Origin of the sequence: Caryophanon tenue, assembly GCF_001700315.1 — a bacterium.
In the GTDB taxonomy this organism is placed as follows: Bacteria; Bacillota; Bacilli; order Bacillales_A; family Planococcaceae; genus Caryophanon; species Caryophanon tenue.
The window spans coordinates 45987-70590 of sequence record NZ_MASJ01000003.1; the positions used below are offsets into that span (position 1 = coordinate 45987).

25 protein-coding genes are annotated in these 24604 nt (G+C 37.6%); 23 read left to right on the forward strand and 2 right to left on the reverse strand.

Features of this window, described 5'->3' with window-relative positions; genetic code table 11:
• Positions 1 to 50: 50 nt before the first annotated feature.
• Positions 51 to 1112 (reverse strand): LCP family protein, encoded by a 1062-nt coding sequence (locus A6M13_RS03435; protein ID WP_066542888.1) that lies wholly within the window; start codon positions 1110 to 1112, stop codon positions 51 to 53.
• A 102-nt stretch (positions 1113 to 1214) separates the two neighbouring features.
• A complete protein-coding gene (locus tag A6M13_RS03440) occupies positions 1215 to 1850 on the reverse strand; it encodes a YigZ family protein (RefSeq protein WP_066542889.1) in 636 nt (211 codons plus the stop codon).
• A gap of 141 nt (positions 1851 to 1991) precedes the next feature.
• On the opposite strand from A6M13_RS03440, the gene A6M13_RS03445 reads away from it, so the two are divergent.
• The 23 genes from A6M13_RS03445 (at position 1992) to A6M13_RS03555 (ending at position 24544) form a co-directional block, all read left to right on the forward strand.
• Complete coding sequence (locus A6M13_RS03445) at positions 1992 to 3137, forward strand: sensor histidine kinase (protein ID WP_066543662.1); 1146 nt, start codon at positions 1992 to 1994, stop codon at positions 3135 to 3137.
• Between the two features lie 62 nt (positions 3138 to 3199).
• Positions 3200 to 3874 (forward strand): response regulator, encoded by a 675-nt coding sequence (locus tag A6M13_RS03450; protein ID WP_066542890.1) that lies wholly within the window; start codon positions 3200 to 3202, stop codon positions 3872 to 3874.
• Between the two features lie 312 nt (positions 3875 to 4186).
• Positions 4187 to 4729: a DUF4440 domain-containing protein gene (locus tag A6M13_RS03455; protein WP_066542891.1), complete on the forward strand. Its 543-nt coding sequence runs from the start codon at positions 4187 to 4189 to the stop codon at positions 4727 to 4729.
• Positions 4730 to 4828: 99 nt separating this feature from the next.
• Positions 4829 to 5671: a DegV family protein gene (locus tag A6M13_RS03460; protein WP_066542892.1), complete on the forward strand. Its 843-nt coding sequence runs from the start codon at positions 4829 to 4831 to the stop codon at positions 5669 to 5671.
• 122 nt (positions 5672 to 5793) lie between these two features.
• Positions 5794 to 7113 carry an ATP-dependent helicase ComFA gene (locus tag A6M13_RS03465; RefSeq protein WP_066542894.1) on the forward strand — a complete coding sequence of 440 codons (1320 nt, stop codon included), beginning with the start codon at positions 5794 to 5796 and terminating at the stop codon, positions 7111 to 7113.
• The gene (locus A6M13_RS03470; protein ID WP_066542896.1) at positions 7110 to 7685 is read left to right on the forward strand and encodes a ComF family protein; all 576 of its coding nucleotides are present in this window, start codon (positions 7110 to 7112) and stop codon (positions 7683 to 7685) included. The genes A6M13_RS03465 and A6M13_RS03470 overlap by 4 nt, the downstream gene beginning before the upstream one ends.
• Positions 7686 to 7709: 24 nt before the next feature.
• Positions 7710 to 8126, forward strand: a complete 417-nt coding sequence (locus A6M13_RS03475) for a TIGR03826 family flagellar region protein (RefSeq protein WP_066542901.1) — start codon at positions 7710 to 7712, stop codon at positions 8124 to 8126.
• Positions 8127 to 8333: 207 nt separating this feature from the next.
• Complete coding sequence (flgM, locus tag A6M13_RS03480) at positions 8334 to 8603, forward strand: flagellar biosynthesis anti-sigma factor FlgM (protein ID WP_066542902.1); 270 nt, start codon at positions 8334 to 8336, stop codon at positions 8601 to 8603.
• Positions 8604 to 8625: 22 nt separating this feature from the next.
• A complete protein-coding gene (locus A6M13_RS03485; RefSeq protein WP_066542903.1) occupies positions 8626 to 9123 on the forward strand; it encodes a flagellar protein FlgN in 498 nt (165 codons plus the stop codon).
• An 11-nt stretch (positions 9124 to 9134) separates the two neighbouring features.
• Positions 9135 to 10781, forward strand: coding sequence for a flagellar hook-associated protein FlgK (gene flgK / locus A6M13_RS03490; RefSeq protein WP_066542904.1), 1647 nt, complete (start codon positions 9135 to 9137; stop codon positions 10779 to 10781).
• A 51-nt stretch (positions 10782 to 10832) separates the two neighbouring features.
• On the forward strand, positions 10833 to 11753 hold the full coding sequence (gene flgL, locus A6M13_RS03495) for a flagellar hook-associated protein FlgL (protein WP_066542905.1): 921 nt from the start codon (positions 10833 to 10835) through the stop codon (positions 11751 to 11753).
• 73 nt (positions 11754 to 11826) lie between these two features.
• Positions 11827 to 12387 (forward strand): DUF6470 family protein, encoded by a 561-nt coding sequence (locus A6M13_RS03500; RefSeq protein ID WP_066542906.1) that lies wholly within the window; start codon positions 11827 to 11829, stop codon positions 12385 to 12387.
• Between the two features lie 15 nt (positions 12388 to 12402).
• Positions 12403 to 12846 carry a flagellar assembly protein FliW gene (gene fliW, locus A6M13_RS03505; RefSeq protein WP_066542907.1) on the forward strand — a complete coding sequence of 148 codons (444 nt, stop codon included), beginning with the start codon at positions 12403 to 12405 and terminating at the stop codon, positions 12844 to 12846.
• Complete coding sequence (gene csrA / locus A6M13_RS03510; RefSeq protein ID WP_066542913.1) at positions 12846 to 13061, forward strand: carbon storage regulator CsrA; 216 nt, start codon at positions 12846 to 12848, stop codon at positions 13059 to 13061. The genes fliW and csrA overlap by 1 nt, the downstream gene beginning before the upstream one ends.
• 128 nt (positions 13062 to 13189) lie before the next feature.
• Positions 13190 to 14032 (forward strand): flagellin N-terminal helical domain-containing protein, encoded by an 843-nt coding sequence (locus A6M13_RS03515; RefSeq protein WP_066542914.1) that lies wholly within the window; start codon positions 13190 to 13192, stop codon positions 14030 to 14032.
• 237 nt (positions 14033 to 14269) lie between these two features.
• Positions 14270 to 14623, forward strand: coding sequence for a flagellar protein FlaG (locus A6M13_RS03520; RefSeq protein WP_066542915.1), 354 nt, complete (start codon positions 14270 to 14272; stop codon positions 14621 to 14623).
• Positions 14624 to 14643: 20 nt separating this feature from the next.
• On the forward strand, positions 14644 to 17127 hold the full coding sequence (gene fliD / locus A6M13_RS03525; protein WP_066542916.1) for a flagellar filament capping protein FliD: 2484 nt from the start codon (positions 14644 to 14646) through the stop codon (positions 17125 to 17127).
• A gap of 6 nt (positions 17128 to 17133) precedes the next feature.
• On the forward strand, positions 17134 to 17493 hold the full coding sequence (locus A6M13_RS03530) for a flagellar protein FliT (protein ID WP_066542918.1): 360 nt from the start codon (positions 17134 to 17136) through the stop codon (positions 17491 to 17493).
• Between the two features lie 19 nt (positions 17494 to 17512).
• Positions 17513 to 17917 (forward strand): flagellar export chaperone FliS, encoded by a 405-nt coding sequence (gene fliS / locus A6M13_RS03535; RefSeq protein ID WP_066542919.1) that lies wholly within the window; start codon positions 17513 to 17515, stop codon positions 17915 to 17917.
• 120 nt (positions 17918 to 18037) lie between these two features.
• Positions 18038 to 18427, forward strand: coding sequence for a PilZ domain-containing protein (locus A6M13_RS03540; RefSeq protein ID WP_066542920.1), 390 nt, complete (start codon positions 18038 to 18040; stop codon positions 18425 to 18427).
• A gap of 108 nt (positions 18428 to 18535) precedes the next feature.
• A complete protein-coding gene (gene hpf, locus A6M13_RS03545; protein ID WP_066542921.1) occupies positions 18536 to 19093 on the forward strand; it encodes a ribosome hibernation-promoting factor, HPF/YfiA family in 558 nt (185 codons plus the stop codon).
• A 257-nt stretch (positions 19094 to 19350) separates the two neighbouring features.
• Entirely contained in the window at positions 19351 to 21477 is a 2127-nt protein-coding gene (locus tag A6M13_RS03550) for a hypothetical protein (RefSeq protein WP_066542922.1), read from the forward strand.
• A 190-nt stretch (positions 21478 to 21667) separates the two neighbouring features.
• Positions 21668 to 24544 carry a hypothetical protein gene (locus A6M13_RS03555; RefSeq protein WP_066542924.1) on the forward strand — a complete coding sequence of 959 codons (2877 nt, stop codon included), beginning with the start codon at positions 21668 to 21670 and terminating at the stop codon, positions 24542 to 24544.
• The last annotated feature ends 60 nt before the right edge of the window (positions 24545 to 24604 follow it).

Consider the following 24604-nt stretch of genomic DNA (forward strand, 5'->3'; position numbering starts at 1 on the left):
GAGAAAATAATACAAAAAGCGTTCGGACAATGATATCCGAACGCTTTTTGTTATTCGTTAAAATTTTGGAACTGCTCTGAAAAGCTTCCATTTTGAATGTCTTCATCAGATGTTGAAAAATCGTGATTTTCAAGCAGCTCATCTGTTAGTGGGGTAATGTCTAGTTGTTCCTGTAACAGCGCTTTTGTTTCTTCGACAGATGCATCATCTAATTTGTAATAGTAAACACCTGTTGACATATCATCATAGCCTACTAAATTAATATTTTCGATATTGGGTGAGCCATCTGATAAATAGCTAAATAATGACTTCATTTCTTCAAATGTCATATTTGTGCGCATATTATCGCCAAGTGCTTCAATAACATCGGTATATTTCGTAATAGATGTAACAGACGTTCCTTTTTGAATAATAGCTTTTAATACTTCTTGTTGGCGTTTACCGCGTTCAATATCGCTATCTACTTTACGTGTACGTACTAATGCAAGAGCTTCTTCACCTGTAAGTAAGTGTCGACCTTCTGTTAATTGAATCGCATTATTGTCAAACTCGTCTTTTTCTAAAATGTCGTATGGTACATCGGCAACAATACCGCCAAGTGCGTTGACGACATCAATAAATGCGTTAAAATTCATTTTTACATAATAATCGACAGGAATTTCAAATAAATTTTCAACCGTTTCAACCGTTGCAATTGTGTTGCCATAAGCATGTGCATGTGTAATTTTGTCGCGATATTCGACGTACGGAATATACACATACGAGTCACGTGGAATACTTAACAATTTGATTGATTTGTCTTTGTTATTTAGCGTCGCTAAAATCAATGCATCCGAACGTGAATTTCCATCACCTTGGCTACGTTGAAGACTATCATCCACACCGATAAATAAAATGGAAATATTATCAGTAAGAGGCTCTACTTTTTCCTCGCGCAGTCCTGAAACCTCTCGTTCGTCCAGTGCTTCAAACGCGACGTCAGCGGCGGTCTCTGCTTGCTTCGATAAGTATACGCCGTACGCAGTCGCAGATAGCAGTAACGAAGCGACCAATAAAGCACATACTTTCAACAGCAGACCCACTGTAGAGTTCTTTTTTGTATTTTTACTCATAGGTTACTAGCTCTCCTTTTAGTTGAATGATAGAAATTCAACAAAATTTGCTCTGTTACACATTATAACGTGCAACAATATTAACGTAAATGTTAAACCATTTTATTGACGTACAAATTCAATGAATTGTTGCAGTTCTGTTTCAATTTTTGCTTGTCCATTTGTTAGCTCGGTCATCCAGTTAATGAACGTATCGACATCATTTTTAGGTACAAAGACAAAAATGTCCACGCCTTCTAAATAGTCAATGCGTTCTAGTGTGTAGTTAGAAGAACGTACTTCATTTTCTACTTTCCCAAGCCATGTATAGTCAACCGTTACTTTCATTAAGTGATGTAATTTACGTTCGACAACTTGAGCTGCCGTGATCCCTTCTGTCGTTGCTTTTCCATAAGCGCGAATTAATCCGCCGCCACCAAGTTTAATACCACCGAAATAACGGGTAACAACTACTACGGTGTCTTTTAGCCCTTGTTTCTTTAAGACTTCAAGCATAGGGACACCAGCTGTACCACTCGGCTCTCCATCATCGTTTGCTTTTTGGATATTATCATGCTCACCAATCAAGTAACATGAGCAATTGTGCGTAGCTTGTGGATGTATTTTTTTGATATGCTCAATAAATTGTAATGCTTCTTCCTCAGTTTCAGCACGATTTACATAGGTAAGAAATCGAGATTTGGAGATAATGATTTCACTTTCTCCGTAATCTTTCACTGTTAAGTAATCTTGTCGCATAGTTGTTCTCCTTTTTTAAATACCCGAATTTATATGGGAAATAAGATTATATTTTTTTTAATAAATGTTATAATAAAAGTACTAGGATATGTCCATGTAGTAACTCGTAAAATTGTACGAGGAGGAACTGAGGTTGTGCAAATGTTTTTAAATAATCCTATAGATATTACAGCAATTGACCAAATTTTTAATCGCATGCTCGAAACGATTACAAGTTCAAAAGATGATATTTTTATTATTAGCGAGCAAAGTAGACGTAGCTTTGATGAAATGCGCAAAGAATTAGAGTATATTCGTGCACAACTCTCTCAAATTATAACAGAAAGTGACGTTTTAGAGAGAAGAACGCAACTTGCGCGCCAAAGACTCGTCACTGTAAGTAAGGCGTTTGATCAATTTTCAGAAGAGCAGATTCGTGAAGCTTATGAAAGCGCGAATGATTTGCAAGTGCAATTGTCAATTAACCAAGCAACTGAAAAGCAGTTACGCGAGCGTCGAGATGATTTAGAACGACGTTTACGAGCGTTGGAGGAAACAATTGAACGCGCAGAGCATATCGTTAATCAAGTAAATGTTGTGATTAACTATTTGACGGCAGATTTGAAAAATGTGGCGCCTGCACTCGAAAATGCAAAAATGAAGCATGAGTTTAGCATTCAAATTATTGAGGCACAAGAAGAAGAGCGTAAACGTTTGTCGAGAGAAATTCATGATGGACCGGCACAAATGTTGGCAAATGTATTAATGCGCACAGATTTAATTGAACGTACATACCGTGAAAAAGGAATTGATCGCGCGCTAGAGGAAATTGCGAGCTTAAAAGTAAATGTGCGTAATGCGCTCCATGAAGTTCGTCGCATTATTTATGATTTACGACCAATGGCACTCGATGACCTAGGAATTGTACCAACATTACGTAAATATTTGTCCACTGTCGAAGAATATAATCCCGGCATACGTATCAATTTTGTTTCAAATGGGGCCGAAAGACGCATCCCAAGTAACTATGAGGTTTCAATATTTCGTTTAGTTCAAGAATGTGTTACAAATTCGGTTAAACATGGCAAGACGCATGAAGTTTGGGTTAAAATAGAGTGGCTTAAGTCAGCTGTGAATATAGTCGTTAAGGATAATGGCGTAGGCTTTGACCGAAATATTGTAAAAGAGAAATCATTTGGGTTAATTGGCATGCGAGAGCGGGTAGATTTATTAAAGGGGAGCATGCAAGTAGAAAGCGAACCGAATAAAGGGACAATAATGCTATTTAAAATTCCGTTAGCGATTTAAGACGCAGATGTCTTAATTAAGATAATCGATTTATTGAGAAGAATCCAGGGGGTAACTATATTATGACGAAAATTATTATTATTGATGATCACCAACTATTCCGCGAAGGCGTAAAGCGTATTTTAGATTTTGAAGATACATTTGACGTAGTGGCTGAAGGTGATGACGGGACTGAAGTTATCCGTTTATATGAAGAAAATACACCAGATGTTGTCTTAATGGACATTAATATGCCAGGGAAAAATGGCGTAGAAGCAACAGCTGATTTATTAGTAGAATATCCTGATGCAAAAGTAATTATGCTTTCAATTCATGATGATGAAACATATGTAACACACGCACTAAAATCAGGTGCTTTAGGCTATATGTTAAAAGAAATGGATGCAGATGAAATTGTAGAGGCGATTAAAGTTGTGGCATTAGGTGGTTCTTACTTACATCCAAAAGTAACGAAAAACTTAGTAGCGGAATTCCGCCGTTTATCTGAGCATGAAAATAAAGGTTCATTCCACCAAACAGAAATTCGCCGTCCATTCCACTTATTAACGAAGCGTGAGTGTGAAGTGCTTCAGTTATTAACAGATGGTCAATCAAACCGTACAATCGGTGAAACATTATACATTTCTGAAAAAACGGTGAAAAACCATGTATCAAGTATTTTACAAAAAATGAACGTAAATGACCGTACACAAGCGGTTGTAACAGCGATTAAAAATGGCTGGGTAGAAGTTCGTTAATCAAACTTTTTATTTTGACATAGAGCGAAATATAGCGCTGTGCTGTTTTATAAGAAGAATGCGTTATGCAATATAAACTAACATGGCTGGTCCGCTATGTGTAGTAGCACTAAGTACACGAAACCCCTTTGACGGTTCATACTGTCAAAGGGGTTTTTTTATTTGTCGGAGCCATCTATTCACTTTGCGCCCCACTTTTACTGAAAACATCAAAATGATGCAACTTTCATGTAAGTAGCTCGTCTAGTTAATGGATAGCGCATATTTGGAAATGATATGCTACAATATGGGCGCAGAAGGGGGAGCTTAGTGATGAAACGATGGGTCTTTTTAGTCGTTTGTACGTTATTTTTAGGAGCGTGTGGTGCAGAAGAACAAGCAGCTACACAACAGCCAGATGAAATTTTAAACGAAAAGACGATTAGCTATGAACTCGCTGGAGATACAGTTACTGAAGCAGACGAAGTGCCAACGAAAGAGAAAACAGCATTGATTGATGCTTTTAACGAATATATTAATGCCTTTAACGCCGCTGATTTAGAGCGTTATATGGCGACGATTTCAAAAAATCCAGAGGGCTTCGATTATGAAGAAGACCGTCAAGCGGCTGCCGAGGTATTTGCTTCGTATAAAGTAGTTCGCGAAGCGCAAGATATTACGGTCATTGAATATGACGGACATACGGCGCAAGTGTTTGCGAATTTAATCATCGATATGGAAGATAATGCTTCAGGTACAGAGTTATCAAGCAGTGGTCGTCAAGTAACGGTGTTTGCGAATGAAGAAGACGGTTGGAAAGTGACGAGCGTGTACTTTATTGGAAATGAAGCACAACAAGTTGGAGATGCTCAATAATGAGCATCTTTTTATTTTAGCTAGCTTTTCTATGCTGAACATAGAATTCTATCGTTAAATCATGTACAATGGAAGCTATTAATATGTGAGGTGAACTGAATGCGAACGGCAATCGTAACAGATAGTACAGCCTATTTAACGCAAGAAGAATTACAGCAGTACGGGATACATAGTGTGCCACTAACAGTGAATATTGAAGGTCAGTTATACGATGAAGGAATCGATTTATCTTATACAGAGTTTTATGACAAAGTGCGTGGAGCAAAAGAGTTCCCAAAAACAACACAACCACCAATTGGCAAGTTTGTGGAGTTATTTGAAACATTAGCAAAAGACTATGATGCGGTGATTACGATTCACTTATCAAGTGGTATTAGTGGTACGTATGAAGGCGCATTACAAGCTGGTCAAATGGTCGAAGGAATCGATGTGCATGGTTTTGATACGGAAGCTGCAGCGGCACTACAAGGTTTCTTTGTGTTACGCGCAGCTGAGCTAGCGCAGCAAGGCAAATCACCAGAAGAAATTTTAGTGGCGCTTGAAGAATTACGTGAATCATCACATGCGTATATTATTGTAGATGATTTAGGGCATTTACAACGTGGCGGTCGTTTATCAGTAGCTTCAGCGTTAATTGGTGGTTTACTACAAGTAAAACCAATTTTGCATTTCATGGATAAAAAAATCGCACCGTACGAAAAAGTACGTACACGTAAAAAAGCATTAAAGCGTGTTGAAGAGCTACTTGCGATTGAAGTTGAAAAATACAACACGATGAATGTAGCCATTATTCATGCAAATTGTGAGCAAGAGGCGCAAGGTATTATGGAAGGTTTACAGCAACAATATCCACACGTAAACTTTAAATTAAGTTACTTCGGTCCAGTCATTGGTACGCACTTAGGTGAAGGGTCAATTGCATTCGGCTGGTGTAAAGCATAAGTAGATAGCTCAAAACGGTTGCTTTGCGCAGCCGTTTTTTTTGTGTGCAAAATTTTTAATTTTACGCATTTTGTTTCGGTGAAGTAAAAATTATATACGATAGCTTAAAAAGGAGTTTTCGTATGCATTTTTTAGAAGGCCGTATTGTTGATACATGTGTGTATGAGCACGAAGCGTGGTTTCAAGAAGCGGTAGCAAAAAAGTTTCTTGTGTACAAAGCCGGGATTATCGATGGACAATGTCAACGATGCCGCAATACAAACCTCTCGTTTTTTTACACGTTTCATTGTGCGGTGTGTGAAGATGTATGTACATATTGCCGTAAATGTATCCGCCTCGGTCGAGTGAGTAGTTGCACACAGCTCGTTACATGGAATGGACCGCCTTACACACGCGCAATAGCGCATCACTATAACTTTCATGGTCAGTTAACAGCGGCACAACAACATGCCGCTGAACAAATTATAGATAGTTTAGAGCAAAAGCGTGGACATTTATTGCACGCGGTCTGTGGTGCTGGGAAAACAGAAATTTTGTTTCAGCCCATTGTCGCAGCCTTAAAAAAGGGTCTACGTGTATGTGTAGCAACACCGCGCACGGATGTCGTATTAGAGCTGTTTCCACGTTTTCAACAAGCTTTTTCGCAAACGTCGATACAAGCATTGTATGGTGGTGCTACGGTCGAGCCAATATTTGCACAGCTTATTATTGCGACAACGCATCAGCTACTGCGTTTTGAAGACGCATTTGATGTAATGATTGTCGATGAAGCCGATGCTTTCCCGTATACGTATGACGACATGCTGCAGCAAGCAGTGCATAAAGCGAAAACGCCAGATGCACCTATTTTATTTGTCACCGCCACACCGACAAAGCCGTTGCTAAAACAAATGAAAAAAGAGCAGTGGGGCTACTCATTTTTGCCGAGGCGTTATCATGGGTATGCTTTACCAGTACCAACAATGCGAGCGTTACGGCGTGCTGCAAAACAGATTCGGTCAGGGAAAATACCTTCAAAATTAAAAGGGTGGATTGAAGAAAGATTGGCACAGCAACAACCTTTTTTACTATTTGTACCGACTGTGGAACTCGTCAAACAGCTTGTGCCTTTATTACAACAACTAGATGAACAAATTGACGGTGTTTATGCAGAAGATGAGGCGCGCAAAGAAAAGGTGTTAGCTTTACGGGCACAGCAATTAAAAGGACTTGTGACAACGACAATTTTAGAGCGCGGCATTACGATTACGAATGTTCAAGTAGCGGTCATATGTGCCGACGATGCCATATTTGATGCAGGTGCACTTATTCAAATCAGTGGACGTGTTGGGCGACATCAAGCGTACCCAACAGGTGATATCGTCCTTTTTTATGACGCGATAACGTTGGCGATGGACGAAGCGATTCGTGAAATCAAGCGTTTAAATGAGGTGCGTGTATGAGGTGTTATTTATGTGAACGTGTATTTTTACCACAGCCGACATGGTCACAATTATTTACGACACGGTATGAAGCGGTTATTTGCGAGCGGTGTAATGAGCAGTTTGAGCGAATTGACGGGGGAAAAGCATTGTTTGCGTATAATGCGACGATGAAAGATTACTTACATCGCTATAAATTTTTAAAAGATGTAGCATTAGCGCAAGTGTTTCGGCAAGACATTCATCATGCGCTTCGTCACCGACAAGAGATAATTGTACCTGTACCGTTACATAAAAATCGCCTGCAAGAAAGAACGTTTTCACATGTTCACGAATTGCTAGAGCAAGCCGATATAATGTATACAAATATGCTAATGAAATGCGTGGACGACCGACAATCACAAAAAACGTTACAGCAACGCCAGGCAGACACAAAGCGTTTTGATTTATTGCCTCATGTGCCAATTGTAAATAAGCGCATCGTGATTTTTGATGATATTTTTACGACAGGCGCAACGATATTTAGTATTCAACAGCTTTTATATGAGCATGGTGCTTCACATGTTGACTATATCACGTTAATTCAAGCATAAAGGGATTTTGAAGGAGGAATAGCTATGGCAGAGGTGCGTAATTGTAGCGCATGTAATACATTATTTAACTATACGGGAATTCGAGATATTTGCCAGAAATGTGCAGCAGTAGAAGAAGAGCAATATCAAATGGTTTATCGTTTTTTACGCAAACGTGAAAATCGTGCGGCAACGGTTGAGCGAATTTGTGAAGCAACAGGGGTTAGTGCATCGCTTCTTTATAAATGGGTACGTAAAAATCGTTTACAGCAAGCCATGTTTCCAAATCTAGGTTATCCATGTGACCAATGTGGACATTTAACGTACGGTGCAAAGCTATGTGAAAATTGTAGTGATACACTGAAAAAAGAAATTAAACATTTAGAAGCGGCTGAAGAATTCCGCACAAGTGTAAAAAAATCAGAAAATGGTACTTACTTAGCACAGCGACCGAATAAATAATAACGGAGTAGGTGAGCTATGCTAAGTTCACCTACTTTTAGTTTCAAAGATATACATTATTTCAATAATTTAAATAGTAACTAGTCCTTAAGGTATCTATTTGAAAAGGAGTATTTTCCTTTTAAGGCGATTTTGTGAATTGTTGGCTTAATATTTTGTTAAACACACCGACATAATGGGTAGCAGTACGTAGTAGGAGGGGTCATTATGAAAATTAACCATATTAATTTGAACGGGGTACATGCATACCGTCAACAAGCACAACAAACAAAATCACCAGCATCAGTGAAAGCATTTAAAGATACATTAGAAATTTCAAAAGCGGCACAAACAGCACAGCAAATTCAAACGACACCGACGTATGAAACGGCGCGTGCTGAGAAGTTAGCGAGCTTAAAAGAGCGCGTTGAAAACGGTACGTATGAAGTCGATGCGAAAAAAGTCGCAACGGATATGTTGAAATACTACCGCCTGTAATGTAGCGGGAAAGGACCGATTTATGAGCGTATCACATATTTTAACAACATTAAGTAAATTAGAGCGCTTGCACCGTAGTTTACTCGACTTATCGATGAAAAAAACCGATATTATTAAAGAAAATAATATGGCAAAACTCGATGAAACATTGAAGAACGAGCAAGCGCATGTTGCAGCGATTGAACGATTGGAACAACAGCGTCTAGTAGAGGTAACGGATTACCTACGTGCACAAGGATGTGCGCCTACTGAGGCACCGACTGTAAGCCAATTAATTGAAGTTGCAAAAGGTGAAGAACAAGCGCAATTACGCGCTGTGCGTGAGCGTTTAACAACGATTATTGCCGAGTTAAAGCAACGTAATGATTTAAATCAAAAAATGATTTTCCAATCACTACAGTTTGTGAATATTACACTCGATTTATTACAGCCACGTCCTGAGCAAATGAACTATGGCAACACAGCAAATGGACGAGTAGCGCAACCAATGAAAAAAAGCTATTTTGAATCTCAAGCTTAGGAGGAGCATATATGCGCTCAACTTTTATGGGGCTAGAAGCAAGTAAGCGAGGCCTCTTTACACAACAATCAGCACTGTACACAACAGGGCACAATATTTCAAATGCCAATACGGAAGGATATTCTCGTCAACGCGTCAATATGCAGACGACATTACCATATCCAGGTGTTGGTTTAAATAGTCCAAAGACGGCTGGTTATATCGGCACAGGCGTTGAAGCAACATCTGTACAACGTTACCGTGACCAATTTGTTGACCGTCAATTCCGCCAAGAGGAAAATAAGCTTGGATATTGGACAAACCAAGTGCAAAACTTAACACAAATGGAAGATATTTTATCAGAGCCATCAGAGTATGGCTTAGGACAAGCATTTTCCGAATTTTGGTCATCGATTCAAGATGTCAGCACAAACCCAGAAGATGCAGCGGCGCGTAAAGTGGCCGTACAAAAAGCGCAACATATTGCAGATTCATTCCAATATATTGATAAACAATTAAAAATGGTGCAATCCAATATCGGAAATGAGCTAAATGTTTCAACAGCAGAAATTAACTCATTATTAAAGCAAATTGCAGAGATTAACCGTCAAGTACAAGCATCAGAGCCAAATGGTTATGTACCGAATGATTTATATGATGCACGTGATGTGTTAATTGACCGATTAAATGAATTTGTACCCGTAGCGTTTGACCGTGTCCCTTCAGGTGGCAATGCACTTGATGTTGCAGAAGGCTCATATACGGTATATTACACAACAGCTACAGGTGAACGTGTAGATTTAATTGATGGACGTAATTATACGCAGCTTAATTTAATCGGGAATACGGGCGAGACAGTAAACGGCGATAATTTAAATAACTTATTTTCAGAGTTTACGTATACGGAGTTAGCCGACTATGAAACACATTATCGTGCTGCACAAGATGGTATTGATATGATTGTTGAAGGCTCTTTAGTATATGAAGATTTTACAGGATTTAAAGGGAGCATCATTTCGATGATTGACTCATTTGGTCATACAAATATTAATGGTGAACCGGTTGGCTACTATCCAAATATGTTAGCCAAATTAGATACATTAGCGAATGTATTTGCGACAACATTTAACGAAGTACACCAACAAGGTTATGCGTTAAAAGATAATACATCAACAACAGGCTTATCGATGTTTGAGTCATCTGTTGAAAATACGCCAATTTCAGCGAGCAATATTAAAGTTATTGATGAAATGATGACGGATACATCGCTATTTGCGGCGTCATCAAAGCAAGGTGAAGAAGGAAATGGTAACTGGGCATTAACGTTATCAAACCTACAATTTAAAGCATTAACAGGTGAAGCTCAAGTTGGCGCAGATGGTACAAACGTCATAATGACAAGTGATTTAGACGGCGCAACATTTGAAAGCTTTTACCAAAGCATGATTGGGCAATTAGCGGTTGATACACGTGAAGCTGACACAGTACGCTTTAACTCAGAAACATTAAAATTAACAATTTCAAATAACCGTGCGTCAATGAGTTCGGTATCATTAGATGAAGAAATGACGAATATGATTACATTCCAACAAGCGTACAACGCCAATGCACGTATGTTAACGGCGATTGATGAAATGCTTGATAAAATTATTAACGGCTTAGGACGCGTAGGTTTATAACAAAGCTTACATAAACATATAACAATGGATTAACGGAAAGAAGGGTACAACATGCGTGTTACACAATCGATGTTAAACTCAAATATGCTGCGTAACTTAAACACAAGTTACAATAGCATGAGTAACTTACAAGAACAAATTCAATCAGGACGTAAATTTGTTCGCGCATCCGATGACCCAGTGGCAGCTATTAAAGGCATGGGCTATCGCTCAGATTTAAATAAAATTACACAATTTGAACGCAATATTGGCGAAGTACAAACGTGGGTAGATACAACGGATGCAACATTTGGTGAAGTGGGCGATGCCGTCAACCGTTTACGTGAGTTATTCGTACAAGCAGCAAACGATTCAAACACTGCCGATGATCGTCAAAAAATCGGTGTGGAAATTGGACAAATCCAAGAGCAAATTCGCGACATGGCGAATACACAAGTAGCTGGGAAATATATTTTCTCTGGCACAAATACACAAAAACCATTATTTGCAGCAGATGAAACGGGGAACCGCGTGTTAAACTCAGAGATTATTGCACCAAATGGTAAGGTGAATATGGAAGTGTTTGATGGCATTACGTTAGATGTCAACACACCAGGCTATGAACTATTTAAATCAATTGACGAAACATTAACAAAAGGTCTAGAAGCGATTAATAGCAATGACCAATCAGCCATCAGTGCGATGTTAGGTGATGGTGTAGGCGACCCAGCAAACCCAAGTAACTTATCATCAATTCAATCAGCATTATTAGTAACGCGCGCAGAAGTTGGGGCGAAGCAAAATCGTGTCGATATGATGGAAAGTCGTTTATCAGGCTTAAGCATTAATACGACAAAACAAATGTCATTAAATGAAGACACAGATTATGCAAAGGCAATTTCAGATATGACGGTAGCAGAGTCGATTCATTCTGCCGCATTATCAGTTGGTGCCAAAATTATGCAGCAAACTTTAGTTGATTTTATCCGATAAACTAAATAGAACAGTACAAGCGTTTGAGCATTTTGTTCAAACGCTTTTCTAATAGCGAAAAGGGAGTGTGCAAATGGCGATTCCACAAATTCAATTAACGATACGTGATATTCAAATGGATTACAGCATCCGTGCTCCGCAAATTGATATTTCGCAGCGACAAGCAGAGTTGCATATCGAACAGCCCGCTGCGATTATTGATATTACGGCTAAACAAGGGACGCTACATATTGACCAATCACAAGCGTTTGCAGAAGCGGGCTTAAAACCAATTAGCCAAATGATTTCTGACTATGCGAGTAAGGGTAAGCAAGCTGCGCTTGCATCCATTGCACGCAATGTGCAAGAAGGTGAACAATTACAAACGGGTGCAGGAAAAGGCCAACGTGCAGCAATAATTCAATCAATTGCTGCACAAAACACAAAGGTCGGTCCACCACAAAAATCAAATATTACCTTTATTCCGTCACCAGGTGCCGTGAAAATAAACTATACACCTGGCGAATTTAATATTGATATTCAAGCACAACAGCCAAAAATTGATGTCCAAACATTTGCACCACAAATTGATTTAACATATGGCGCTGTAACCGGCACAATGACGCAACGCCCATCTGTTGAAGTACAGGTATAAAAAGGAGAACAAAGCATGAAGATACAAACGAAATTTTTAGGTGAAATAACGATTACACAAGATGATATTTTTACATTTGAAGCGGGCATCCCTGGCTTTAGCGACGCGAAACAATTTGTGTTGTTACCGATTGAATCGGACATTACGCTTGCGACATTACAATGTGTAACCAATCCAGCAATCGGCTTTATTGTAGCGTACCCATTTGCCTTTAAAACAGACTACGCATTCGATTTAGCCGATAATGATAAAGAGGAGCTACAATTAGAAGTAGAAGAAGACGCACTTGTTTATAGCATCATTACGCTTAAAGAAACATTTGAATCATCTACAATGAATTTACTTGCGCCAATTGTGCTCAATAAACAAACAAAACGCGGCAAACAACTCGTTTTACAGCAAAGCGAGCGCTACCCACTTCGCCATCCAATTGGCACATTGGAAGGAAGTGCAAAGTAATGCTAGTATTATCACGCAAAAAAGACGAATCCATCATGATTAACGACAATATCGAAGTGAAAATTTTAGCAATTGACGGCGACCAAATTAAACTTGGCATCATCGCCCCAAAAAGTGTTAAAATTCACCGCCACGAAGTATATGAGCAAATTCAGAAACAAAATGAAGAGGCACTAAACGTGAATATCAACTTATTAAAACATTTTAAAAAATAATTAAAAAAACTATTAAACATTTCAAATGACTAACGATATATATAGTGTAAGGCAGAGGTACTAACCGACAGCCAAACTTTCCCACACGGACGTGGGTCACATAAAAAACATTCAAGGAGGAATTCCACATGAGAATTCAACATAACATCGCGGCGTTAAACACACACCGTAACTTAGCAGCTAACAACACTGCAACAGGTAAAGACTTAGAAAAATTATCTTCAGGTTTCAAAATCAACCGTGCTGGCGACGACGCTGCAGGTCTTTCTATCTCTGAAAAAATGCGTGGACAAATCCGTGGTTTAGACATGGCACAAAAAAACGCACAAGATGGTATTTCTTTAATTCAAACAACTGAAGGTGCTTTAAACGAGGTACATTCAATTTTACAACGTATGCGTGAATTATCAGTACAAGCAGCAAATGATACAAACGTAACTGCTGACCGTGAAGCAATCGGTGATGAGTTAGCAGAGCTAGGTAAAGAAATTACTCGCATTAAAGATACAACTGAGTTTAATACAATGACATTACTAGATGGTACTGCTGGTAACTCAGGTATAGTTAATCTACAAGTTGGAGCTAACGACGGTCAATTAATGGAAGTTGATTTTACAACACCAGGTATTGATTTAACTGCTGTAGAAGGTAACGTTGGATCTTTATCATCTTCAGATGTTGCAGATGCAACAACTGCAACAGCATTAATTACTACTATTAATACTGAGTTAGAATCTGTATCAAAAGGGCGTTCTTTACTAGGTGCTACTCAAAATCGTTTAGAGCATACAATTAATAACTTAGGTACAACGTCTGAAAATTTAACAGCTGCTGAGTCTCGTATCCGCGATACAGATATGGCGAAGTCTATGATGGACTTTACAAAAAATAACATCTTAATGCAAGCTGCACAATCTATGCTTTCTCAAGCTAACCAACAGCCACAAGGTGTTTTACAATTATTAGGTTAATTCTAATGTTAAAAGGGCTTAAAGGATTTTTTCCTTTAAGCTTTTTTATATTAACCGCAATGAAATTAACAGTTACGTGTTAGACAAAATATAAAAGAGAATAAATACAAGCAAAGGGTTTATCTATTTTCGCTTCAGTTTTCAGTTTTTCAATCTTTCCCATTGAAAAACTGAATTTTTTTTGTTTAATTCCGATAGTAGTAATAACAACGTATATTATCAAGGAGGCTGAAGGCGATGCGTATTTCAGAGAGCTCAGCGATGGCACAACGTACACAGCTTGTGAATACATCAGCAAAAGTAATTGAATCGAAAAAAGTAGAAGAGGTACAAAAAGAGTCGTTATCAATGCAACCGAAAGAAGAAACGAAAGTTACACTAGAAGAAGCGGTGGAGGCAATTAATGATTTCTTAAAAGCTGAAAATAAAACATCAAAGTTTGTATTACACGATGGTTTAGATAAATATTATATTCGTCTAGTGGATAGTCAAACAGATGAAGTGATTAAAGAAATTCCACCAGAAAGCTTATTAAATGCTTTTTATGAGATGAAAAAGCTCGCTGGTATGATTGTGGACGAAAAAATTTAAGCGTATAAGGGGAGAATAATATGAGTGGAATGCGTATAGGCGGCTTAGCGTCTGGTATGGATATTGATTCAATTGTAGAAAAGTTAATGCAGGCAGAAAGAATACCGGTTGATAAATTATCACAAAAAAAGCAAACGTATGAATGGCAACGTGATGCGTATCGTGATGTGAATACAAAATTAAAAACATTAGACACATATATTTCAGACAACTTAATTTTAAAGTCTATGAATTCAAAAACAGCGACAAGCTCAAACTCAAGTTTGGTATCAGCAACTGCGACAGGTACAGCTTCAGGTAACTTATCGATTGAAGGTGTATCACGTTTAGCGACAGCTGCACAGGCGGTTGGAAACCGACAAGTAAACGCGACTGGTGATACAAAGGTTAGCTCATTAACGTCAGAAACATCTTTATCGTTTAAAGCGATTCAAGCAAACGGCCAAATGGCGGCAGAAGCAACTGAAATTAAATTTGATGCCAATACAACAGTAAGTCAGTTAATGGCGAAAATTAATGGTAGTAATGCAGGTGTTACGGCTGTATTTGAAAACGGTCGTTTATCGATTTCTGCTAAAAATACTGGGGACAATAAAGCAGGTGCAGAAGTCGAAGTAACAGCAGGTGCAGGTGTGTTAAGTGCACTAGGTATGGATACGACAAATGGTGAAGTAGCAAATGGTGGCCAAAATGCGCGTTTTTCAGTGAATGGTATTGCGACAGAACGTTCAACGAATACATTTTCACTTAATGGATATAATGTTACATTAAACGCTACATTTAACGAAAGTGCTACACATGATAAGTTTGATACAGCAGCAAATACAACGTTAACACACGCCAACGAGAATTTAACGAAATTATTAACGACATTATTTGGCTCTAATAAATATGGCGTAACATTAACAAATAATTTAGCGGGTAATATGGATGCTGTGAAAACGGCAATTGATAACCGTCTTACAGAGCAACAAGAAGCGGTCGATAATGCACGAAGCGCAGTAACAACAAAACGTGATACGTTAATTGATAATAAAAAAGCGGGTACTCTTTATGATGGGTTATCGCAAAAAGCGAAAGATTTTTTATTAAATTCAACAGCAACAAATAAAGTCGATTTCGATGCGGCAGTGGACGCAATTACAGATGAAACTATGCTTACAGAAGCTGATAAAACAGCATTAAAAGGTTTAACGGGCTTTACAGCTGTCAAGGATGCAGGCATTGAAACGAAAAATAACGCCGCTTATAACGGTCTTTCTCAAAAAGCAAAGGATTTCTTACTAAGTTCAACAGCAACAGATAATGCGAGCTTTGAAACGGCTGTTAATGCGATTACAGATGAGACAGTTTTAAGTGAAGAAGATAAAACAGCTTTAAAGAATTTAGAATTTACAGCAGTAAAAGCAGCTGGTGAAGAGCTTGAAATTCAAAAGGCTTATAGCAGCTTATCTTCAAAAGCAAAGGATTTTTTACTGCAAAATGCGACAACTTCTGATAAAGCGGCATTTGACGCAGCTGTTGATGCAGCCGACGAGACAATTTTAACAGAGGCAGATAAAAAGGCGTTAAAAGCTTTAGATACAGAGCGTAGAGACTTAGCGACGAAAGAAGCTGAGCTTAATGTGACAAAAGCAGATGCGACAAATTTAACAAACACTGTAAATGCGTACAATAATGCACAAAATACAGTAAATACAGCTGGAACAGCACCTGCAACGACTGTAACATCCGCAGCAATTACATTATCATCAACAACGAATGTTGATGACATGATGAATAAAATTAAAGAGTTCGTCGCAACGTATAACGGCTTTGTAAAAGATTTAACGGATAAAACGAAAGAAACGAAATATCGTGATTATGCGCCGTTAACAGCTGAACAAAAGAAAGAAATGGAAGAAGAAGAAATTAAGCTATGGGAAGAAAAGTCTAAGAGTGGTTTATTGCGAAATGATGCGCTTATTCGTAACGGCCTTGCAGATATGCGTGGCTTAGTATATGAAACGCATCACGGAGTGGATAACCAAAAATTTAACTCACTTTACAGCATCGGTATCGGCACATCAAAAAACTATAATGATGGTGGCACGTTAGAAATCGATGAAGCCAAGTTACGTAAAGCGATTGAAGAAGATCCGAATGCGGTTGAGCAGTTATTCAAAAATACAGCTGGTACAAAAGAAGATACGGTAACTTATACAACACGCGAAAATGGTGTGGAAGTAGAAAAAACAAAAAAAGCCGATACACGTGGCTTCTTATACCAACTACGTGATTCGATGAAACAAATGGAAATTAATATCGAGAAAAAAGCGGGTCGTTCGACGATGACAGATGCACAGTATTCGTTAGGAAAAACATTAATCGACACGAATAAACGTTTAGACTCGTGGGAAGATAAATTAAAAGCAATTGAAGATCGTTATTGGAAACAGTTTACAGCGATGGAAACAGCGATTAATAACGCTAATCAACAGTCTTCATTATTCGCGCAAGGGTAAGAGCTGATGGATAAAACGCCGCAACTATTGCAAGTATCAGCGAAGTTATACCAGCACTTGCAGCAAATGCCAGCCGACGATAAGCGTGACGATTTTATTGTAACGTTGAATACATTGCTTGACGAACGTGGACAACTGATTGCTGAATTATCCGCAAGTGGGTTTCAAGTCGATACGACGAATAAATCGCATCAAATGTTAGTGGAGCTAGATAAAGGGATTAAAAGTCGATTAGAGCAAGCGATGAATGTTGTAAAAGCCGACCTTCGCAACATCCAAAAAGCAAAAAAGAATGAAAAACAATACGTAGATCCATATTCAAAGGTTGCCGTTATGGACGGCCGCTATTATGATAAGAAGAACTAGTTGAAAAGGAGTGCTTCATTTGTACCAAAACACAAATGCACAAAATGCGTATAAACAAAATAGCGTAACGACAGCGTCACCAGGTGAGTTAACACTGATGTTATATAATGGCTGTTTAAAATTTTTAGCAAAAGCGAAAGTAGCTATTGAACAAAAAAACATTCAAGAAAAGAATCATAACATTCAACGTGCACAAGCAATTATTGCAGAACTAATGTCAACGCTTAATATGGATATTCCGATTTCAAAGGAATTTTTACCACTTTATGATTATATGAACCGTCGTTTAATCGAGGCCAATATTAAAAATGATATTGCAATTATTGAAGAAGTAGAGGGGTTAACGACTGAATTCCGCGATACGTGGAAGGAAGTTATTAAAATTACGCGCCAGCAGCAATTTGCGGGTGCGAAACAAGTATAATCAAAAGCTCTATCTTGCATTTGTGAGATAGGGCTTTTTTACAAACCCACCTTTTCAAAATATGGTTGTCGTGGTATATTTATGGAAATTAATGGTGTAAATATAAGGCAGGTGAATAAGTTGAATTTTAAACGAAAAGAGGGTTTTCGTTTTACATTTGGGACACCGGTGCGTGGCAATGCGCGTGTTTTAGTTGGTGACGAGGTGGTTGATGCAAAAGCGGAGACAATTACGATTGATATTATTGATATTAGCCCAAAAGGTATGAAGCTGGTGACGCTTCATAATATTGATAATGCGGTGCTGCGTGAAGTGACGCTTGAAGTGACGCTTTGCATTGATACGGCTGTTATTGAAGCACATGGTGAGATTGTATGGAAGCGTAGTGCAGGGAATGCCTGTGCGTACGGCTTATTCTTTAAAGAACAAAGCGTAAATGAAGAGTTAATTATTGAAGAGTTAAAAATTCGTCGTCGTAAAGAGATGAAATTGGGCACGCAACCAAAGTAATCGTAAAGTTTTTTAAAAATATGTTAAAAAAATATGGAAACGGGAAAGGACTTTTATAGGCTATGTCGAATAAGTAATATATAGCCGTATCAAAGGAGGACACTTATTATGCTAAACTTTAATATTCGTGGGGAAAACTTAGATGTGACTCCAGCAATTCGTGATTACGTAGAAAGCAAGATTGAAAAAATTGAGCGTTTCTTCACAAATGACATCAATGCAACAGCGAATGTCAATTTAAAAGTATACAGTGATAAGCAAACAAAAGTGGAAGTAACCGTTCCAATGAAAAATCTTACTTTACGTGCAGAGGAGCGCAACGCAGATATGTACGCGGCGATTGATTTAATCGTTGATAAGTTAGAGCGCCAAATTCGTAAACATAAAACAAAAGTAAACCGTAAATTCCGTGAGCGTGACGGTGGTGTGGGCGTATACTTTGCGACACAAGCAGAGGAAGGCGCAACAACTGAAGCGACTGAAGAGGATTATGCAATTGTACGTACGAAGCAATTTGATTTAAAGCCAATGGATACGGAAGAAGCGATTCTGCAAATGAATTTACTTGGCCATGACTTCTATATTTACACAGAAGCAGAATCAAATGGCACAAACATCGTCTACAAACGTAAAGATGGTAAATACGGCTTAATTGAAACAAACTAATACATGTAGAAGCTATTAAGTTTATAAACAATGTGTGCAAAGCATAATTAATACAAATATGGAAGCGTTGCTGAAATAGTTATTTCGGCAATGCTTCTTTTTATTTCTATGTGACATATTGAATTATTTAAATAAATCAAATAATATATTAGTAACGAATAAATAGAATTAATTGGGTGGAATAATAGGTTCTTTTATACTTTAAGTAATGATCCTAAAGTCTAAAAGAAATTTTGAAGAAAAAAAGGAGAAGAAATATGAATAATTATAAAGCAACGATGTGGTTAGCAGCAACAGCGTTAATTGTACCAACAGCTGTTTCGGCAGAAGAATTATCTAGTGCAGCGAAAAGTGTTCAAAATACATTAAATAAGTTAACAGTAAATTCGTCTGAGGACGCGGTACATAAAGCGCGTACGTTATATAGCAATTTAAGTGAGGATGATCAATACGCGATTTATGATGTGCTAATTGAAAAGTTAATTCCACTAGAAGCGAAATTTTATAATGAAGACATGCAACAAATACTTGCAAATAAAGAGACAGTAACGCTTACAGAGGTAGAAGCATTGCTTGAAGTTTATGATACGAAGGAATGGGAGTTTCAAGAGTTGGTACAAGAGCTATATGACCAGACATACGAGCTGTTAACGTATATAGAAAATCGCCCATACAAGGAAGCTGCTGAGCAATTTATGCAGAAGTTGAATGTATTAGATGAAGGCACGATTACACAACAAAAATATGAAGAAATCACATTAATTTATAATGAGCTTGACTATATGTCATATGATTATTTTGATAGCGCAGCTGTTGATGAAAAGCTAGAGCGTTTACAAACACGTCTTTATTATATAGAAGCACAAGAAGTGCAGAAATTAATTAATCGAGCCGATGAAGCGACTATTACGCAGGATCATTTAGATATTATTGTTTCAGCATATGATAATTTATCATATGAGGCACAGCAAACTATTAGAGACTACGAGAAAATAGAACGATTACAGGATTATATTTGGGCAGCGCCAGTTCGTGAAGAAGCGAAGAGACTGCAAGCATTAATTAATAATGTAAATGAAAAGAACGTTAATTATATAACGTTAAGAGAATTAATTGACGAAATTACTTACGCAGATGAGGAGGTATATGAATTATTAACAGGTTTGTCTAATTTAGAGATGTTATTAGTACTAGCGAAGAAAAATGAGGCAGCTACTGTTCAAGCTTTAATTGATGAAATAGATGAAACGAATGTAACGTCTGATGCGTTAGCAACAATTGAAGATGCGTATGCACTGCTAGATTATGAAGTGCAGCAGGTTGTAACAAATTACGAAAAAGTAGACGCATTAACGCAGTATATTTTAAATGAGGAAATTGCTGCAATGGATGTAGATACGCTGATTTTCCAACTAACAGTAGATTCAACGGTGGAGGAACTAAATGCGGCACGTCAAAAACTTGAGCAGCTTTCAGTAGTTGCCAAAACATTTATTTCAGCAGAAACGATTGATGCTTTAAATTTATTGTACTTACAAAAAGAAGCGGCTGTTGTTCAAGTATTAATTGATGCAATAGATGAAACGAATATAACGTCTGATGCGCTAGTGGCGATTGAAGAAGCATATGTAAAGCTTGCACCGAATGCTCAGCAGCTAGTTGTTGACTATGAAAAAGTAGCGCAATTAAAGCAGTATATGTTAGATGAACAGTCTAAAGCAGAGGATATCGAAGTACGTATTATGGCGTTAACAAATAGCGCAACATTCGAAGATGTTGAAGTACTTCGCCAAGAGCTAAACAGTTTATCAGTAGTGGCACAAAGTTTAATAGCAACAGAAGTGATTAAAGTGCTACAAGAACGATATGACCAGCTTTTAGCGGCAAATAATAATGAGGAAGCAACCATTACAACAGTCAACCATGAAATAGCTAACATTTGGAATTCTGATAATTTTAGCTCGAAAGTGAATGAAGTAAAGCAACTAGTTACATCTCTTTCTCAAAAACAACAGGAAAAATTAAATAGTCAAACATTACTACGCTATGAGCAAATGGCAACATATTGGAATAATAAAACTAAAAAATGGACCGGTTCTCCCAAATCAGTAGTATCCACAAAAGAATGGACAATTACATTTTCAGAGGCAATTTTAAATACGCCAGAAAATTTATCGCATATTAAAGTATTTAATGAAAAAGGCGATGTACAAAATATCGTTACGATAGTTACAGGACAAGATAAAAAACAACTCGTAATAAAGCTCAAGGATGCTACATACACATCAGGTGAGCAATATGTACTTATTATTAACAGCGCTTTAAAAAGTGATAAAGATACGACATTAACAAATGGTGTTTGGCAATATTTCGACATAAAATAAAGAAGTTTTTTTCTTTTTTGTAAATTTTTTATTAATTAATGTACTTTGTTAAAAAATAGGGACATAAGGCCGATAGTATGAATGTACTGTATTTTTATAGGTATAATTGATATGTCTATGATTTGTATATAGGTATAATTGATATATCTATGAGTTGTCTATGATATACAAGAAAAGGAGAATGATTTAAATGGTCAAAAAATCACAAAAGTTTTACGCAAGCGCTCTTGCAACAACATTGGTTACAGCAGGGATTGTTGCTCCAGTAGCAGCAGAAGGGGAAACAGGCGGTACAGAAACAGGTGGTACGGAAGTAACTGTTCAAGCAACGCCGACAAACAATGTGGGGAAAAAAGATGAGGTACTAGTAAAAGCAGTACCAGCTGGTGCGACAGTGAAAATTTACTTAAAAGAAAATGATACAGTTCCTGCCTTTTCTAAAAAGCAAGGCTCAAAAGCGGGAGATATGAAAGCAGTACTAGCGTATGATTTACCTACAGTAGAAGAAAAAGGTAATATTTATATCTCAATCACAGAAGCGAATGCTACTACTGAAGGTGACAAACATCCGGTAGAATACACAGCAGAACCACAGACAGATGATTTAACGACAGGTGTTGAAGTATTAAACAATGTTATTAAAAAAGACGCAGTTGTAATTACACTGGATACTGTAGCAGCTAAAGGTGCAACAGGAACTTCAATTCAAGAAGGTGCAACTGTTAAAGTATATGCAGTTGAAGACGAAGAAAAAGCAGCATTACTTGGTTCAGGGCGTATTGCAGTGAAAAAAGGTGAAAAATCAATCTCAACTGTTTCACTGAAAGCTGCATTAGAGTTAGCAGAAGGTGAAGATACAGGGAATTTAATTGTAACAGTAGCAAACCCAGGGCAAGCTGAAAGTGACGGTCTTACAGTAGAGTATAGTAAAGAAGTAACATCAAGCTTTACAACTGGAGAAGATGATGAGCAAACGACAGCGGAAATTATTGCTGAAAATAACGTTAAGAAAAAAGACGGTATTAAAGTGACAGGTCTTCCAACAGATAAAGTAGCGACAATTAAGCTATATAGTAAAAATCCAGATGACTTGGATGAAGCAGCAAAAAAAGCAGCGTTATTAGGGACAGCTAAGTCTAAAAAAGTGAGCATTCCTGCAACGACTGAAGGTGGTACTGCTACTGAAGATGGTCAAGCAGTGATTGCATTAAAATCTAAAAACGGCTTTGCTGATTTATTCGAGACGTTTGGTGAAGATTCAAAAGTATATGTAACAATTCAATATACAGAAGAACATGAAAGTGCAGCAAAAGAAATTGTAGTAGCTGATGAGAAACAAACAGACTTTACAGTTGCACAAGGTGAAGGTGCAACTGTATCGACGGCCACTGAAGACTCACCAGCAACATTAGTAGTAGAAACAGTAAACAATGTAAAAGGTAAAGATACAGTAACTGTTAAAGGTGCAGAAGTAGGCGCTGAAATTAGCATTTATGCTCCAGACGCAGTAGCGGGGGACAAACCACTAGCAAAAGCAAAGGTTAAGGCAAAAGCAGAAGATGCAGATTATACAGCAACAGTGCTTAGCTTGCCAAAAGGCTTCTCTGAAAATGAGTATGCTGATGATGCAACAACAGCAAAATATAAATTAACAGTTCAAAATGCAGATGAAAAAGTAAGTGAGCAGAAAGAATTTACAGCTTCTAACGCAGAGGCGACTAAGATTAATTTAGAAGATAACGTAGTTATTGAAAATAATGTAACAACAAAAGATACGTTAAAAGTAACTGGCTTAGCAGCTAAAACAATTGTTAATGTTTATAAAGTAAATGAAGAATCTGCAGATGATGTAGAGACATTTAAAACATTAACAGCTGCAGAACAGAAAAAGTTATTAATTGGTAAAGCTACAGCAAAAGTAGTAACTGGAGAAACAGGCGATGCACTTGCAACAATTGCAAAAGGTTTCGATAATACAACAGAAGAGGGCAAAGTTTTTGTAGAAATCATTGAGCCAAATAAGATTTCACAAATCGAGCTAGTAGATGTAGCAGCAGAAGCGGATTCTGAAATTGCTGACGCAAAAATTACAGTAACAAATAGCTTAAAGAAAGACTTCATTGAAATTACAGGTTTAACAGCGAAAGATACTGTAAAAGTTTATGCAGAAGTTGATGAAGATGGTAAACCAGTAGAAAAGAGCTTATTAGGAAAAACAACTGTAAAAGCCGCGGACGCTACAGCAAAAGTATCATTAAAGAAAAACTTTGCGACAAAAGATACAGCATTAGAAGAAGAAGAAGTATTCTATGTAACTGTACAAAATGATAATAAAGCACCGATTTTAATTGGAGCTGAGACTGTTGAAAATAAAAAAGAAGCAGAGCTGTCAGCAGAAGTGACAGAAATCGTTGTACCAGTAGAAACAACAACGGCAAAAGTAGAGGATGTAACATTTACTCCTATAAAAGTTAACGCAAAATCATTTGGTTTTGAGGTAGCTTTAACGAAAGAAGAGGGAGCAACGGTTGCGACACCATTTGCTGAAAAAGATACAGTGAAAATTTATACTTCAGCCGATGCAACGAAGCCAGTAAAAACGTTTAAAGTATCAGCTGCAAACGTAACAGCAGAAAAAGTAGCAAGTGCGTTTAATATTGATTTATCTGATAATGAAGAGACATCATTCTGGTATACAGTAACAAATGATGATGCACATGAAAGTGAAAAAGTAGAAGCTACTGCACAATTTGCATTAACGACTTTATCTGAAGATCCTATTACGGGTCAAGATGGCACGGATGAAAACGGCAAGGTTACGTTAGAAATTGCAACGCCAAAAGCAGGAGACACAGTGAAGCTTTACTTAGGTACAAAAGTAGTTAAGACTGTTAAAGCTGTAGCGAGTGAAGACGCAGGGCAAGCAAAAATCATTTTAACAGGTATTAAAGAAGATACGGATTATGCGGTAACAGTAACTACTGCAAATCATGCAGAAAGTGAAAAAGCTGATATCACAGTTGTTGGACCGAAAAAAGAGGACGAAAAAACAGAACCAGCAGCATAATCACGCCATTTGATAAGAAAGCAGAGACATATAGTTTAGTGCTAAATATGTAGCTTTCAT

Coding starts and splice junctions, on each gene's coding strand:
- A6M13_RS03435 (WP_066542888.1), bottom strand. CDS start 1,112: ATGAGTAAAAATACAAAAAAGAACTCTACAGTGGGTCTGCTGTTGAAA.
- A6M13_RS03440 (WP_066542889.1), bottom strand. CDS start 1,850: ATGCGACAAGATTACTTAACAGTGAAAGATTACGGAGAAAGTGAAATC.
- A6M13_RS03445 (WP_066543662.1), top strand. CDS start 1,992: ATGTTTTTAAATAATCCTATAGATATTACAGCAATTGACCAAATTTTT.
- A6M13_RS03450 (WP_066542890.1), top strand. CDS start 3,200: ATGACGAAAATTATTATTATTGATGATCACCAACTATTCCGCGAAGGC.
- A6M13_RS03455 (WP_066542891.1), top strand. CDS start 4,187: ATGAAACGATGGGTCTTTTTAGTCGTTTGTACGTTATTTTTAGGAGCG.
- A6M13_RS03460 (WP_066542892.1), top strand. CDS start 4,829: ATGCGAACGGCAATCGTAACAGATAGTACAGCCTATTTAACGCAAGAA.
- A6M13_RS03465 (WP_066542894.1), top strand. CDS start 5,794: ATGCATTTTTTAGAAGGCCGTATTGTTGATACATGTGTGTATGAGCAC.
- A6M13_RS03470 (WP_066542896.1), top strand. CDS start 7,110: ATGAGGTGTTATTTATGTGAACGTGTATTTTTACCACAGCCGACATGG.
- A6M13_RS03475 (WP_066542901.1), top strand. CDS start 7,710: ATGGCAGAGGTGCGTAATTGTAGCGCATGTAATACATTATTTAACTAT.
- flgM (WP_066542902.1), top strand. CDS start 8,334: ATGAAAATTAACCATATTAATTTGAACGGGGTACATGCATACCGTCAA.
- A6M13_RS03485 (WP_066542903.1), top strand. CDS start 8,626: ATGAGCGTATCACATATTTTAACAACATTAAGTAAATTAGAGCGCTTG.
- flgK (WP_066542904.1), top strand. CDS start 9,135: ATGCGCTCAACTTTTATGGGGCTAGAAGCAAGTAAGCGAGGCCTCTTT.
- flgL (WP_066542905.1), top strand. CDS start 10,833: ATGCGTGTTACACAATCGATGTTAAACTCAAATATGCTGCGTAACTTA.
- A6M13_RS03500 (WP_066542906.1), top strand. CDS start 11,827: ATGGCGATTCCACAAATTCAATTAACGATACGTGATATTCAAATGGAT.
- fliW (WP_066542907.1), top strand. CDS start 12,403: ATGAAGATACAAACGAAATTTTTAGGTGAAATAACGATTACACAAGAT.
- csrA (WP_066542913.1), top strand. CDS start 12,846: ATGCTAGTATTATCACGCAAAAAAGACGAATCCATCATGATTAACGAC.
- A6M13_RS03515 (WP_066542914.1), top strand. CDS start 13,190: ATGAGAATTCAACATAACATCGCGGCGTTAAACACACACCGTAACTTA.
- A6M13_RS03520 (WP_066542915.1), top strand. CDS start 14,270: ATGCGTATTTCAGAGAGCTCAGCGATGGCACAACGTACACAGCTTGTG.
- fliD (WP_066542916.1), top strand. CDS start 14,644: ATGAGTGGAATGCGTATAGGCGGCTTAGCGTCTGGTATGGATATTGAT.
- A6M13_RS03530 (WP_066542918.1), top strand. CDS start 17,134: ATGGATAAAACGCCGCAACTATTGCAAGTATCAGCGAAGTTATACCAG.
- hpf (WP_066542921.1), top strand. CDS start 18,536: ATGCTAAACTTTAATATTCGTGGGGAAAACTTAGATGTGACTCCAGCA.
- A6M13_RS03550 (WP_066542922.1), top strand. CDS start 19,351: ATGAATAATTATAAAGCAACGATGTGGTTAGCAGCAACAGCGTTAATT.
- A6M13_RS03555 (WP_066542924.1), top strand. CDS start 21,668: ATGGTCAAAAAATCACAAAAGTTTTACGCAAGCGCTCTTGCAACAACA.